12 protein-coding genes are annotated in these 14,725 nt (G+C 33.1%); all 12 read right to left on the bottom strand.

Annotation, left to right across the window (positions count from 1 at the left end):
• Window positions 1-291 precede the first annotated feature (291 nt).
• Window positions 292-1,383 (bottom strand): non-hydrolyzing UDP-N-acetylglucosamine 2-epimerase, encoded by a 1,092-nt coding sequence (gene wecB, locus IEV77_RS17005; RefSeq protein ID WP_188467008.1) that lies wholly within the window; start codon window positions 1,381-1,383, stop codon window positions 292-294.
• A gap of 1,006 nt (window positions 1,384-2,389) precedes the next feature.
• The gene (locus tag IEV77_RS17000; RefSeq protein ID WP_188467006.1) at window positions 2,390-3,088 is read right to left on the bottom strand and encodes a WecB/TagA/CpsF family glycosyltransferase; all 699 of its coding nucleotides are present in this window, start codon (window positions 3,086-3,088) and stop codon (window positions 2,390-2,392) included.
• A gap of 4 nt (window positions 3,089-3,092) precedes the next feature.
• On the bottom strand, window positions 3,093-4,313 hold the full coding sequence (locus tag IEV77_RS16995) for a delta-aminolevulinic acid dehydratase (RefSeq protein ID WP_229736712.1): 1,221 nt from the start codon (window positions 4,311-4,313) through the stop codon (window positions 3,093-3,095).
• On the bottom strand, window positions 4,273-6,411 hold the full coding sequence (locus IEV77_RS16990; RefSeq protein WP_188467004.1) for a bi-domain-containing oxidoreductase: 2,139 nt from the start codon (window positions 6,409-6,411) through the stop codon (window positions 4,273-4,275). Before IEV77_RS16990 ends, IEV77_RS16995 begins: the two co-directional genes overlap by 41 nt.
• Window positions 6,412-7,638 (bottom strand): O-antigen ligase family protein, encoded by a 1,227-nt coding sequence (locus IEV77_RS16985; protein WP_188467002.1) that lies wholly within the window; start codon window positions 7,636-7,638, stop codon window positions 6,412-6,414.
• On the bottom strand, window positions 7,635-8,093 hold the full coding sequence (locus IEV77_RS16980; protein ID WP_229736711.1) for an acyltransferase: 459 nt from the start codon (window positions 8,091-8,093) through the stop codon (window positions 7,635-7,637). Before IEV77_RS16980 ends, IEV77_RS16985 begins: the two co-directional genes overlap by 4 nt.
• A 108-nt stretch (window positions 8,094-8,201) precedes the next feature.
• Window positions 8,202-9,368, bottom strand: a complete 1,167-nt coding sequence (locus IEV77_RS16975; RefSeq protein WP_188467000.1) for a glycosyltransferase family 4 protein — start codon at window positions 9,366-9,368, stop codon at window positions 8,202-8,204.
• Window positions 9,361-10,452 (bottom strand): glycosyltransferase family 4 protein, encoded by a 1,092-nt coding sequence (locus IEV77_RS16970; RefSeq protein WP_188466997.1) that lies wholly within the window; start codon window positions 10,450-10,452, stop codon window positions 9,361-9,363. The genes IEV77_RS16975 and IEV77_RS16970 overlap by 8 nt, the downstream gene beginning before the upstream one ends.
• A 4-nt stretch (window positions 10,453-10,456) precedes the next feature.
• Window positions 10,457-11,536, bottom strand: coding sequence for a glycosyltransferase family 4 protein (locus IEV77_RS16965; protein WP_188466995.1), 1,080 nt, complete (start codon window positions 11,534-11,536; stop codon window positions 10,457-10,459).
• On the bottom strand, window positions 11,533-12,690 hold the full coding sequence (locus tag IEV77_RS16960) for a glycosyltransferase family 4 protein (protein WP_188466993.1): 1,158 nt from the start codon (window positions 12,688-12,690) through the stop codon (window positions 11,533-11,535). The genes IEV77_RS16965 and IEV77_RS16960 overlap by 4 nt, the downstream gene beginning before the upstream one ends.
• On the bottom strand, window positions 12,683-13,819 hold the full coding sequence (locus tag IEV77_RS16955; RefSeq protein ID WP_188466991.1) for a glycosyltransferase family 4 protein: 1,137 nt from the start codon (window positions 13,817-13,819) through the stop codon (window positions 12,683-12,685). Before IEV77_RS16955 ends, IEV77_RS16960 begins: the two co-directional genes overlap by 8 nt.
• Window positions 13,819-14,724: an LB_356 family protein gene (locus tag IEV77_RS16950; protein ID WP_188466989.1), complete on the bottom strand. Its 906-nt coding sequence runs from the start codon at window positions 14,722-14,724 to the stop codon at window positions 13,819-13,821. The genes IEV77_RS16955 and IEV77_RS16950 overlap by 1 nt, the downstream gene beginning before the upstream one ends.
• Window position 14,725 lies beyond the last annotated feature (1 nt).

The following is a 14,725-nucleotide window of genomic DNA, read 5'->3' as shown; positions in this document are numbered from 1 at the left end:
ATAATTCGTGCAAATATCTACCATTTTTTTGAACAATCCTTTCAGAAACTAATAAGTTTTGTGCCAAACAAGATTATTATATGATTAATCCATTGGGAACTATGCTCTCTAAATGTCATTTGATATTACTGTGGCATCCTGAGTATCCTCTGGCGATCGACTAGTGACTATAAGTGACTTGCCTTCTACAAGCTCAGGCTGACAGTTAGTGACAATTAGTTTCTAAATGATATTTGGGATAAACACTTATTTTTACCGATTAATTTATGAACCTTTAAATAATATTAAAAACTATGAAAGTTTTAAAATGGCCTCAACGATACGATGGGCTGTTTTTCCATCCCATAATGGTATGTTTTGAGCTACCTTCCAATTTCCTTTGAACAGTTTTTCAAGATAAGGCTTGATGTTTTCGGGATTCGTGCCAACCAACTCATTTGTTCCTAAGGTAATAGTCTCAGGCCTTTCCGTATTATCTCTTAAAGTAAGACATGGCACATTCATAATGGAAGCCTCTTCTGTAATTCCTCCAGAATCTGTAATAACCGCTTTGGCATGCTTTACCAAATAGTTAAATTCTAAATAACTTAAGGGCTTAACAGTGTGCAATCGTGGATGTGAGATTTGAAGACTTTCTAAAATTTGTGCTGTTCTCGGATGAACAGGAAAGATTAATGGCAGGTCCGTTGTGTTGGCTACTATTTCATCAATCATTGCTTTTAACTGACCTTCTTCATCTACATTTGCCGGTCTATGTAATGTCATAACTATATATTCCTTTTCCTTCAAATCCAATTCATCCCAAACTTCTGGAGCCTTAAAATTGGGCATTTGTTTTAGAAGCGTGTCAATCATGGTGTTTCCAACAAAAAATATTTGATTTTCTTTTACACCATTGCCTTTTAAAATATTATTAGCAGTTTCTGAGGTTGTGAAAAAATAATTGGTAATACTATCGGTTACTAATCTATTTATTTCTTCTGGCATAGTCCAATCGTTAGAACGAATCCCTCCTTCAACATGTGCTACTTTTGTATTTAATTTTTGTGCCACCAAAGCACAAGCCATTGTGGAAGTGACATCGCCAACCACTAAAACTAAATCTGCAGGGTTTGCTACTAACTCAGTTTCAAAAGCCATCATAATATTGGCCGTTTGTACCGCTTGGCTTCCTCCACTACATTCTAAATTGGCGTGAGGTTCTGGGATTTGAAGTTGTTCAAAAAAATCGCCAGACATATTTTTATCGTAATGTTGGCCTGTATGAACCAGCCTAAAATCTATAGCATGTCCGTTTGATGTTGCGGTTTGTATTTCATGAATTATGGGCGCTATTTTCATGAAGTTTGGTCTAGCACCTGCTATGATTGTGATTTTATACATGTTTACTATTTTTTATTGGTATTCTTTATTGTTTATTGGAGAAGAGGCTTCAGCCTCAGTTTTCAGTCATCTATCACTCATGTTCTGTCTTTGTTCATTGAGTTTCTGTATTTATGTCTCTCGCTGAGATGCAAAGATGCAAAGAATCTAAAAAAAAACGTCCATCTTTTGAATTATAAATGTTCATGGGACAATGAATTAATGTGGCAATGAATTAATGAGTTAATGAGTTATGATAAAGGAATTAGAATTAGTCTAATACCTATTCAATATTCCTTTATTGCTTTCTTTTCTCATAGGACGCCATAGGATAGCCATAAGGAAGGTATAGGATAGCCATTGATATGACCAGCCCTAAAATAACTATGCAGATTAATAAATAAATCCTAATATAATTATACAACTATATTTCTTAATCCTAAAATGACTGTACAAAGGTTAAAGTCGTTTAGAATTCAAACCTCCTGCTTGTCTACCTTTATTTTAGCTCTGTTGCACCTGGCCAAACTATTGATCCACGTGCCTTCTCTGCTCATTCGCTAAAAAAATTCACTGGATTATTTTACATGCTTGGGTGCCTCATTAACCAAAGAGAGGAGCTGGACTTCGTTTGTTTTTCGAAATTATTTAACACGGAGTTACTACGGAGTCACTACGGAGTCACTATATAGTTTTCCCGTCTAAAAAACACCAAGCGTGGCTGTACGTTTTTTTTTATTTGGTTATAGGCATGTCCATCCAATTCTTCTATTCAATCCTTGTTCAAAAAACCCTATTAAGGTGGGAAGTTAGATCTTGTCTTTTCCGTTTTCAAGTTTAGATATGAAACCATTTTTTTTTGCACCCGCTTTGTCTGCAAGTGGTTCCATGACTTCTGTTTTTTGTTTTCATACACTCCTCATACATTAGCCATACATGAGCCATACATGAGCCATACATGAGCCATACATGAGCCATACATGAGCCATACATGAGCTATATAGTAAGTATGAATCTTTATGTCTTTTTAATACTTTCCTAGGTGCAAATTTACGAAGAATTTCACTAAATGTATTTGTCTTTTTATTCTTGATGGTTGCTTTACTAGGCGATAGGCCCACTCTAAATTGTTCTTTACCCACCATTCTGGAGCTCTTTTTACATTTCCAGTATAGACATCAAAACTACCACCTAAACCTTGATAGGTTGCCTCATGAGAATTTTGAATGCGTTCCATAAGTAATTCTTGCTTTGGAGAACCCATAGCTACCAAAACGATATCTGGTTTATGCTTGACAATATCTTCAATTAAAGCTAATTCTTCCTCTTCTACTTTGATATACCCATTTCTATAATTACAGATATTCATACCAGAAAAATCTTTCTTTAGGGTATTTACAGTTCTTTCAATAATCTCTTGTTTTCCTCCAACAAGGTAAAAGGATTTTTCTTTATAAAAAGATTGAACTAGATCCAACCATAATTCGCAACCAGGAATTTTCACCACATTTGGATGACCTTTTTTCTGTAAAGCCCAAACAGCACCTATACCATCTGGATATCCTAAATTTCGGTTTATAAGGTTCCGACTTTCATCCGTTGCATGTAAAATCTTTTCTGCATTTACAGCAATCAAAATCTTTTTATGACTCATAGCATAGTCCATAAGTTCTTTTCTTGAACTTGGAGCATAGGTTTTAACGCCATTTAGAAATTCTGTTATCATAATTTTAGGATTGCATTTCTAAGTGATAATGAGCCATGGCATTAAACATAAAGGCATTAGACCAGCGCATATAAGAAATTTTAGAACTCACTCCTTTTTTTAGTTGATAATAAAAATAACCTTTTTTATGTTGCATGTTATCTATAGTCCAATCTAAAACCTTAGATATTAATACTTCATTTTCTTTAAACAAGTTTAGTTTAGAGAGTGTTACCATTACTTGAGCGGGACAATGAATGTCTATGGGATATGTTTTATTATGATAATATTTTGGCATCCCATTAGTTTCAAAGAAATTGTTGATGTAGAAATCCAAACCTTTATCAATATGTTTTTGAAATGAAACATCACCAGTATTTTTCTGATAGGTTTCTATAGCATCTAAATTAAAGCCTGTATGAAAGCTATCAATCCAAGATTGAACAGGTAATAAACCATAAATCCAAGAGCCATCTACTTTTTGCAATTCACAGGCTGCCAAAACGGCCTCTTTTGCTAATTTTAAATGTTCTTTATTTTTTGTGTATTTATAAGAATAACTTAACACTTTAGCCCCCAAAAGCGACGCATTAATAACCGTATTATTGCCATCTTTCACACTATATGAAAACAAAAACCCATTGCCTTGTGGCGTTCTGGATAAATCGTTTATCACAAAATCGGCTGCCGTTAAAGTGTCTTTTAAAACAGCTACGTCTTTTGTTATTTCATAACTCTCCAACAAAGCCTCTACACAAAATGCAGTAGCCACAACAGTAGGTGTATTTTTTTTGAATAAGAATAAACGTCTTGCCTGCCAATCGAAATTATAGCCCCAGCAGGAACCTGAATACCCCGGAGATTTGAGACTTAAAAGCAACTCGGTAATCTCCTTAATCTGCTTTAATAAAACATCACTATTCCCGAACGTATTGTCCCCTTTTAAAGACGCTTTATACAACTTGCAGTAACCTAGTAAAAATAAGGCTACTCCTTTTGAGTTATGCTGTTTTGGTACTAATAAAAATTTCCTAAAATTAATAGGACTTCTTTTAAAACCTTGAATCCAAGCCAATCTGGCAATGTCCCAATGTTTTAAAGGCAGAGCTTGAAAAATTTTCGAATTCAGACCATCATAGGGATCCCAACCCTTAAAATTTTCAGCTTCGCAATAGGCCTTTAATTTTAAAAAACTTGTTTGAAATTTAGATATCAACCTGCTCTCCTCCACGTTTAATTGATTCAATGATGCTAAAACACGTTTTTGTTACTGCAACCACTTCATTAAATGCAATTGGCGCATTACCATCTTTTAAAAGACCATTCACAAAAGCATCTACCATTTCTTTCTGCCCTTTATTCTGATTGATTAGTTTTGTCTTTTTTGGTTTACCTTTCCCATAAAGATTCAGGACTTTAAAATCCTCAAGAACTCCTGTAAAACCAGCGCTAAAAACTTCTATATATTCTTTTGTTAATGATTTTGATCCATTTGAATAATACGCAATAACTCCTGAAGAGCCATTCTCAAATTGTATTAGGACGTTAATCGTATCATTTAGCTGATTGGCATCTGGGATGGCAGTTGCCGACACCTTAATAGGTAAACTACCATTTAAATAGGTCAGATAATCTACAAAGTGACAGACCTCTCCATGAATTCGCCCACCACCGATTTCCATATCCTGAATCCAATTGTCTTTAGGAATGGCTCCAGCATTAATTCTATAAATCATCGTCATAGGATTATTACCTACGGCTTTTTTTAATTTTTGAGTTAAAGGCGAAAAGCGTCGATTAAAACCAATCATAACCGATTTATTAGAAACTTTTTGCACCTCCATAATCTGTTCTAGCTCGGACTCATGAAGACATAAAGGTTTTTCTACGAATACATGTTTGTTGGCTTCCAACGCTTTTAAAACATAAGGACCATGAGAATCATGACGCGTAGCTATAAAAACAGTATTTGTTTTTTCATTTAAAACATCTTGTTCCTCACTGGTACAAAATTGAAACTTGAATTTCTCTGCAACTCTTTTTGAAGTAGTTCCTGTATTGGTTAGAACACCGATTCGAGAAATATCTGCATGTTGTGGAATATTTGGCAATAAATTGCCCTGTGCATAACTTCCTGCGCCAATAAAGGAAATATTAATCTTCCCTAAAACTTCAGATTCTGAAGTTGCAATGGCTATTTTTGATGGCAATTTAGCCACATCATATTTAAGAGCAATCCCTGTAAAGGGCTCTGTTTTTTCCACCACCAGATCGAAAGCCTGTTTCGCATTATCGAATTCAAATTCGTGAGTTGTTAAATAGTCAATATTTATGCGATTTGTAGCTAACAGCGATTGAAAGGCTTCCATGTTACGTTTTTCTGTCCAACGCACATAAGCTACGGGATAATCGATCCCTTTTTCTTCGTAATTTAGATCGTAACGTCCTGGACCATAAGAACAGGCCATTTTTAATTCTAATTCTTTACGATACCAAAATGGATCGCGATCAAAACCAGTTGGAACAGCACCAAGAACGATAACCTTTCCTTTTTTGCGCGCAATAGCACCTGCAAAATTAATAGGATCTAAACTTGAAGTCGCCGCAGCAATAATCACCGCATCAGCTCCAATGCCATTCGTTGCACTTAGAATTTGCTCTTCTATACCTGCAACATCTCTTGTTAAGCCTATATCAACGGCTTTATTTTTTACTGCTTGCTCTACTGCAGATTCAGATACATCAACTCCTATTACTGTAACACCTGATGCTTTTAAAATTAAAGCCGCTAGTTGACCTAGTAAACCCAGCCCAATAACAACACATGATTCACCTAAACGCAAATCGGCTTGACGAACACCTTGCATGGAAATGGCACCAACGGTATTATAAGCGGCATCTTTTAAATGAGCATCCGCCTCTAATTTTACACATAAATTTACAGGTACCGAAACTATTTCTGCATGATTGGCATAACCTGCACCTGCACAGGCTACCTTGTCTCCTACCTGAAATTCTGTAACGCCTTCTCCTACTTCGATAACTTCTCCTGCGCAACTGTAACCTAAAGGGGAATAGGCATCTAGTTTTTTCATAACCGCCCGATAGGTTTGAAGAGGGCCTTGCTTTTTTAAAGCGTCAAAGACCTGCTTTACCTGTTGTGGACGTTCTTTTGCCTTACCAATTAAGCTTTTACGAGCTGCTACTACGGTAGAACCCTCGGTTCCTGCACTAATAATGGAATAATGGTTCTTGACTATGAGCATGCCTTTTCCTAATTGTGGATAAGGTACTTCTTGGATAATCATGTCGCCAGAACCTAGCTTTTGTGTTAATTGTTGCATTTAAATTTTCTTTATAAATAAATCTTTTCTTAATAATAATAAACCGATGAGGCCCCAAACCAAAATGTTATAATAGTAATAGACACCAGGCACTAACCCGATACAATCTATCATATACATTCCAAGCAACATCAAACCAAAAACGCGAATGGTTTTATGAATTTTAAACACATTCTTAACCATGGTGAATACAAAAATAACCAATAATAATAAGCCTATTATACCATTTGCCATTAAAACTCGTAAAAACTCGTTATGTACTGGCCTTACAATCCCGTCACCCATCCATTGAAAAAATATGGTTTGCTTGGTTGTCCAAAAATTCCATGCACTATCCCAAATATAGCCTCTACCAGCTAGAGTATACCTTACATCCTTGACATCGCCTGCTTCATAACCAATTTCTTTACTAAATAATTGTTCTATGCTATTATAAAAAGTATCTCCAAAAACTATAAAAATTACAGATAGACCAACAATAATTGAAAAAACCTGTTTTACTTTCGATTTTGAAAACAATAACAATAATACAATCCACAATCCTATAATCCCCACTCCTGCTTTAGTAAAAACTAAATAGATGGAGAAAATAGCCCCCATACTAATTAACACCATAAATATTTTTAACCAGATGGACTTTGTTATAAATAGTGTGTTGTAAATTAATACGGCCATCAAGGTCATCAGTCCATAAAAACGTACTGGAAATGCATCGTGATAAAAACCAACATAACGAATTAAGCCAACTGTTTGTCTTACTTGAAAGATAACACCGGTTTGAAATTGATACAAACTAACTAGAATCGGGAATATGCCCCCTATCATAATTGCAATTAAAAGCTTTCTGAAATCTGATTGTTTGTTTATAAGTAATGGGATTATAAAGAAACCTAAATAAGCATTTAAACTTAAAAATACATTTTCAAAAGCTCCCAAAGGTTTTTCTAGAAACCCCCAAACTAATCCAAAAGACATCGCTACCAAATATATGTTAGCCGTTCGTAACCAAAATTTGGGAACTGTTTTCCTTTTTTTTAGAATATCGAAAAACAAAATTGGAATTAGGACACCTTGCAGAGCAAGAATAGATAGTGGCCCAAATTTAGACTCCCAAAAGGCATCTATTATAGATTTTGTAGCCACCAATACTAAAAAGGCCATGAACATGCCTTTTTGCATTTTGGTAATAACAATAACAAATAAAATTATAAGGGGAATTAAAATCATTCGACTGATTTATGCTTTTTAGGAAGTGGTTTATAAGGTTTTGTAAGCTCCTTTAATATTTTAATAGGATTCCCTGCGGCAACCACACCCTCTGGAATATCTTTATTAACCACAGAACCTGCCCCTATAATAGAATGACTTCCAATAGTTACATTTCGCATGACAACTGCGTTTACACCTATAAAAACATGATCGCCAATGGTAACATAACCAGTTCCATTATCCTCGGGATTGATAACATGTGCTGCACCATCGTGAGATAAAACATAACATCCATGGGTAATTAAACAATGGTCTCCAATGGTTACCTTCCCTCGTCTCACATCAATTTTGGCATTTAAACTTATCATGGTGTTTTTTCCAATCTTTGCACCTGAAGCTCTTAGAAAGGACAGATGGAAAAACCTCAGAATATTCCCAAAATAATGTACCAATTTTCTTATAATAGTTTTCATGTGTATCTATCTATAGTTTTTTAGGACATACTTCGACTTCGTTCAGAACAGGCGTGTTATTCGCTTTTAACAATTCTTTAGAAGAATAAATCTTTAAGCACCCTCTTATCATGTTGCAAGTGTATTTGAAATGATTGACTTGAAATCATTTGCTATAGTCTCAATAGAAAAATTTGCAATAACATTTTTTCTATTGTTCTCTCCTATCTCTTTACGTTTTTGCTCATCACTTAATAACATTCTCAAAGCATCTTTAAGTTGGTCTAATTTACCAGGCTCAAAAGAAAACCCATGAACCATGTTATTAAAAACTTCACGATGTGCTCCAACGGGTGTAAAAACTGTAGGTTTCCCTATTGACATAGCTTCTAGTAAGGATCTTGAAAATCCTTCAGAATAAGAGGCTGTTAAAAATATATCGGATGATTGTAAATGCTTCATTTTATCGTTTCCACTAATAATCCCTAAATTGACATAGTTATTTTTGTAATCTGAATTCAAAATTTTTAGCTCGGCTTCAAAAGGATCTTCATAGGTTATTTTTTCACCAGTAAACTGATTATAAAACACCCCTCGTTCTCCTTTTCTAATATTCCCGGCAAAGTAAAAATTAGCAAAAGGAAATTCTTGACAAATTTGAGGAATTATTTTTAAAATATCGGTATAACCTTTGGCTTTCGTCATATGGCCCATGACCAATATTTTTCCTTTTTCTACGGCAACATGAGTATTATTGGTGTATTCGGTTACATCCATCGCCTGATACAATACAGCCATTTTCTCTTGCGAAATAAATGGTTCAAACTGATCTTTCAAATAGTTTGCTTGCACAATGGCACAGTCTACTTTTCTTAAACTAAAACCTATAAATCTTTTTATGACACCATTAAATTGTTGAAAATTGAGTTTAAAATGACTCCCTCTTAAATGAATAATCACTTTCGCTCCAAAAAGTTTACTTAATAAAATAGTCCAAACATCTCTTCCTATCCAACCAACTTGTGTGGGTGTAATTGGGTAATACACACAATTAGGCCTATTTGATATAAGAAGCTTTAATAACTTTGAAAAGAAGATAAAAAAGTTAGTTAGCATGGATAAATCGAACTTCCCTTTTTTGGTGTTATCGGTTCTAAAATTGGTTTTTAGAAAACTGATATCATATGTTGCATTTAAAGTTTTGGATTCTAGAAACTGTTGCATGCTCAATTCTGGGCCAGAATAAGGAGGTGGTGTTGGGCCTATAAATAATATTTTTGCTTTTTTATTATTCATGTAATAAACTTGATTTTAATTGATTTACCCATTTCTGGACAGATAAAGAAGCACCCTTTTGTTTTGCATTCACACAAAATCTTTCTAATTCATTAGCGTTTATAAGCAACTTTGAAATTGTATCAATATTAGTTTTAAAATCTCCAGCTAGAACATATCCGTTTTCTTCATTGTCAATATAATCAAGTTCTGGGGCATGACTTAGCCCTTTTAGGGTAATGTATGGTCTTCCATAAGCAAATGCATGATTTATTGATAAACCAGAATGACCTGGAACAAATACTAAAGATCCGTTAGACATTATTGGGGCTATTTTAGATTCGTCAACTAGGGTGCCATGCCAAAAAACATCAATGTCAACTTTTAAAATAGGTTCTAAAATTGATTTTTCTGGCCCATCACCTATGATGTCTAATTTCAAATTTGGAATTCTTAATTTTAGTTCCCTATAATATTCAAGAAGAACCTCTATTTTCTTAGAAGCAATTAATCTACCAATAAATACAATTCTAGGATTATCATTTGGTGGTAGATGAAAAGAATAAAATTTTGCTATTTCAGTATTGTCAATAGTATTATTTGCCCAGAATGCTTTATTAGAATTGATAAGCTTCTTACTTATTGCCCAATCGCAACTTTGTTTTGTATAAAAAATAACCCGATCTAGTTTTTTGTAATAAATTTTAGTAATTAGTTTATCTAAAAATGTAATTTTTCCATTTTTAGATTTCAAAATTGGATGATTATAAGAAAACAATTGAACTGATGGATTATTTTTTTTAAGCTTCAAAGCATAAAATAATAATAACAAGTTTTTTTTTTCGGCAGGAATTAAGACCCAATCAAAATTATCGAAAATAGATTTAAGTTCGTTTCTAACAATTTTAGATTTACCAAAGTCTTTTTTAGACACATTGATTTTTATGTGCTCAAATTTCCAATTATCATCAATTTCTTGATCTCCCATCTTATCTCGACCAGCACCAGATAATATGGTTAATTCAACATTGGCATCGTTTGCCAAATGATTGAGAAAACGCGCTTTGTAGTGATTGAAATTTGGTGCGAGCCATAGAATTTTCATAAAGCTAAAGGATGTTTTTATAAACGTTATAATAATCTCTTTCCATACGTTCTATTGAAAAATTATTTTGAGCATATTGTATTCTTTTTTCCGAATTTTGTTGGATTTTATCTTTGTTTTGTAAACACCAAATTAAGCGTTCGGCTAATTCATTTTCAGTGTCGACAATGTTTTCTGGTTCTAAAGGGGCTACAACTTCCTTTAAACCGCCAGAATCGTTAAAGGCTAAGACTGGTTTACCATGAAGGTAGGCTTCAACAGCAACCAAACCAAATGGTTCATGTTCAGAAGGAAATACACATACATTAAATGTTTTATAGTAATCTTCTACTTTCGATTGATACCCTAAAACATCAATGAAGTCTCCTATTTCTAATTTAGTTATTAATTCATTAATGACCTGGAATGTCGAACCGTCTCCAACCAAAATGAGCCTACCTTTCCCTCCTTTATCTAAAAATAGTTTAAAAGCCTCAATTAGTCTATCAATTCTTTTTCTTGGCGTAAACCGAGAGACTAAACCAATATTGAAATCCTGTGAGCTATTATTTCCTGTGAGCGTATCTTTAGGTAGTTTAATGCCATTTAATACAACTAACTTATTAATATGTTTTAATCCATAACCAGCAATAGCTAAACCTAAAGTATATTCTGAATTAGCCACCAAAATATCAACGCGATTTAAATAATATGTCTTGATAGCCTCCCTGATAACAGTTTTTATTTTACTCTCATTTCTTATTCCTTTAGAAAGCCCATGTATTGTATAAACAATTTTTACTTTGGAAGCTTTAGCCGCCATAGATCTTATAGGTGAAAAATTATGAAGGTGAATAATTTGAAATACTTTAAATGCTGTTTTTAAATTTTTATAAGTTCTTAGACTCATATCGAAACCACCTTTAACTTCAGACTCTAGAATTGGTATGTTTTGAGATAACAAATACTCATAGTATTGTCCTTCTAAACTATCTAACATTACGGACACATCAATCCCTTGTTTTTTTTGCTCTATAGCAAGCTCAATCACCAAACGCTCAATACCTCCTATATGGGGACTGTTTATGCAGTGTAATATTTTCATTTAGTTTGAAGGACTTTTAAAAAATTATCAGTCATTTTTTTTATACTGTGATTTTCTATAGCATATGTGTAGCTGTTTTTGGATAACTTCTCATATTTGGCCTGGTTATTTAGTAAATCTTCTATTCGTTTTACGGCTTCGTCTGGTTGTGATACATTATAACCTAATTTATTATTAAAAATAATATTATCTGGGTCAAAGCCAAAACTAACAACAGGAACCTCTCTTAACCAAGCCTGAATAAATGTATTTGGAAAACCATCACCACCAGGTGCCGATGTATTCACAAAAATAGTGGCTTCATTAAAATAGCATAAGGCCTCATCAAAATTAAGCGTGCCTGTGGTAATAAGATTCTTTGGTTTGTTAGAAAATAACTGTTCAACATAACTTTTATCACTATGACCTCCAACCATAACAAATTTATAATCTGTATGTACCATTTTGGATGCTAATTCAATAAATAACTCAGGACGCTTATGGGCTCCAAAATTTGCACACCATAAAATGGTTTTGTTCTGAAAACGTTTTGAAATTGATATTCCATGTTCTGGTAAGGGATGACCAGAAATCATATGATGTGATTTTAAACCAAAACTACTTTTTACTTTTTCCTTCTGAAAATCATTTTGTGAGAATGCTATATCTACTTGATTCATACCTTTATTTCGGTAATAATCCATGAGTTTATTACTCGCTAATAAAAGTGAGTATTTCAAAATTCCTAAAGATTTAATTGTTGACCGTTCTTTAAATTTTGAAGCATGAAAATCAGAAAACGGGCTTTTATTATCTGTACAAAACCATATTAATTTACAGTTATTTTTAGAACTGTATTTCCCTATTACATAAGTGACATTAGAAGACAACCGCTGTAAAATATAGTCTGGTTGAATTGCATTTAACGGTTCTAGATATTTATATTGATCACGCCATTGAAACCTTCCAGATGCTCTTAAGAAATGTACATGAATATTGTCTATTCGTTCAATGGTATTTATTTTGCTTGTTATGGTTGTCTGACAAATATAGGAAACATGAAAACCTCTTTCTGCTAATTCTTGGGCTAAATAATTAGCCTGAACCTCTGCTCCACCACCTCGTTCCGAAATATGCCAAGGCATTACAAACACCACTTTATCTCCTTTACGCATTTTTCTGAAATAAATTTATATAGCTTTCTATAATACTATCATTTGAAAACTGCTGTTTTGCAAATGTTTTTGAATCAGCACTCATCTTTTTCAACTTCTCTCTATCTTCCAATAAATCATTTAGAGTTCTGGTTAAATCTTCTAATTTACCGTTAGCGCAATATCCAATGTTAAAATCGGTTAACCAATTATTAGGATTAGAATTCAAGGATAAAACAGGAACACCATTTAACATCGCTTCAATAAATGTATTTGAAACCCCTTCTCTATAGCTGGTGTTTACAAATATTAAAGATTGTGCAAAATAATCATTTACATTTTTGTAAGCTATTTTCCCAGGTGTTTCTATATTAAATTGTTTAGCCTTTTCCTTTAATTTGTTATTCTCATCCAAATTATTAGAGGTTCCTGCCATGATAAAACTAAAATTCTGTTTTTCTAATTTTGATACCATTTCGATAAATAGTTCGGGCTGTTTCTCTTTAGACCATCGAGCTAACCATGACACTTTATTTTTAATTGGACTTCCTTCTGTACTTTCAATATAATAGTAACTGTTTAAAACAAGTCCATCTCTATTTAAGCACTTTTTAGTTTGCTCTTTTTGATGTGTATTTTGATTTACTATGTAGTTAGGCATTTTCATACCCATATTAATGTAAATATCTTCAAGAGCTTTAAAAGGATAGAGCAAGAATTTTTTGACTATTGATCTTTTAGACTCTCTTAAACGCTTTACATTTTTGTTAAACTCCGCACTATCATCACCATTGGTTCCCCATACAAAAACTTTATTTTCGGCTTTGGCATAAGTACCCGCTATAAATTGTAATACATTTCGACCACGAACATAAATAGCGTCAGGTGAAATATTAATAAGTATTTTTTTGTAAAGAGTCATGGTTCGCTTCCATTCAAAAAGACCCTTTTGAGACTGAATCCAATAAAATTGAACGCCATTTATAAGTTCATATTTTGGTTTAGAGGTATCATTCGTTGTACATATATAATGAACCTCTACTCCATTTTTGTAGAATCCTTGAGCTAAATTATATAATTGCACCAAAGACCCATTGATGGAAGCAGTTTCATCAAACAGGTAGGATTGTGCAAGTATGGCTAATTTCATTAATTATTTATTTCTTCAATTACCAATTCAGTGAAATATTTAGCTCCTTCAAAATTTAAATGATCGCTATCTAGATAGAAGTTATCTGGAATGCTTAACTCTGTATAATCAAGTATTTGAATTTTTGGAAATTCCTCTTGTAGCTGTGACAAAAATAATTTATAGTCCCCATATTGTTCTTGAGACAATAAGCTTAAATATTTTTCATGAACTGGTGTACCAATAATTATTACCTCCTCATTTGTTGAGGTTGTAAAATCGATTAATTCTATAAAATATTTCTTAAATTTCTCCGAACTTAACTCTATATTTTTATTATTAAAATTTTCATCACCAAAATGACGTTGGAACGATTTTTTAACAAATTTTGAACTTAAAATTGTTGTATCCTTATCTCTATAAAAACCACCTTTAAAATTATTTTTAACTAAAAATGAAGACTCAATATTAGGAGCACCAGTTACTTTTTTTAAATGCAATAGGGCTCTTGTTTTCACAGGTAAGCTACTGTAATTATTCAACAGATATCTATGACCTATTAGACTCCAATATTTGCTGATCATTCCTGCAGAAGAATCTTGTTCATAATATTGTTTTTCTCGCCAGTTACTAATATTATGAGGTGATAATGTCATAACAATTTTCTGATTACTATTTGGTTTTAGAAGGTGTTGAGCTTTCAATAATGTAAAATTAGGAGCTTCAGAGCGCACACCGAAATTTTGAATCTCATTACCTTCATCATAAAAATTACATTCTGCATGAGAATCACCAAAAACTAAAATAGTTTTATCTGCTTTTATTTTGAAATCCTTTAACGCAATCCTTTTTATTATGAAATTCATAATTAAGCCAAAGACAAAGATTCCAGCTATACTTAAAATTATATGTTTTACAAATTTCATC

The sequence above is a fragment of the Xanthomarina arctica genome (assembly GCF_014638915.1).
GTDB classification, from domain to species: Bacteria; Bacteroidota; Bacteroidia; order Flavobacteriales; family Flavobacteriaceae; genus Xanthomarina; species Xanthomarina arctica.
This window is presented reverse-complemented; position numbering and strand designations above follow the sequence as displayed.